1 protein-coding gene is annotated in these 725 nt (G+C 59.0%); it reads left to right on the top strand.

Annotated features, from left to right (window positions below; translation table 11 throughout):
* Nucleotides 1-725: FAD-dependent oxidoreductase (locus tag ACR0E6_RS22235; RefSeq protein WP_480587450.1), on the top strand; the 725-nt coding region annotated here is incomplete at both ends.

Below are 725 nucleotides of genomic sequence, written 5' to 3'. Positions count from 1 at the left end.
TCCCTCGGTCGTTGGTCGTGATCGGTGCCGGGGTGATTGGCGTAGAATACGCCACTATGTTCTCGGCCCTGGATGTCCGTGTCACCCTGATCGAGCCGCGCGACACCTTCCTTGATTTCATCGACAAACGCCTGATCCACGATTTCACCCATCAGATCCGCGAAAATGGAGTGGATCTGCGGCTCGGCTCGGCCGTCGAAAAGATCGAAGATGCGGGCGAGCATGTCGAGGTCACTCTTGAAAACGGTCGTCACGTCCGGGCCGAGATGCTGTTGTTTGCTGCCGGTCGGATGGGCGCGACCTCGACGCTGAATCTGAAAGCTGTGGGCGTGGAAACCGATCACCGCAACCGGATTAGCGTGGATCGCAAGACCTACCAAACCGAAGTGCCGCATGTCTACGCTACTGGCGACGTGATCGGGCACCCTTCGCTGGCCTCAACCTCTCTGCAACAGGGGCGCGTGGCGGCCTGTCACGCGCTTGAAACCCCAACCTTGCCGGAAAGCCCTTGGTATCCTTACGGGATCTACTCCGTGCCCGAAATCTCAACCTGCGGCATGTCCGAGGAAGAGTTGCAGGAGCGCGGTATCCCATACGAGGTCGGCGTAGCGCGGTTTCGCGAAACCTCGCGCGGGCATATTATGGGGTTGGAACATGGCATGTTGAAGATGCTGTTTTCTCTGAAAACCCGCCGGGTGTTTGGTGTGCAGATCGTGGGCGAAGGC

This window comes from Ruegeria sp. AP12 (assembly GCF_056540025.1).
Note: the sequence above shows the minus strand (reverse complement) of the source record. Positions and strands in the feature narration are given on the sequence as shown.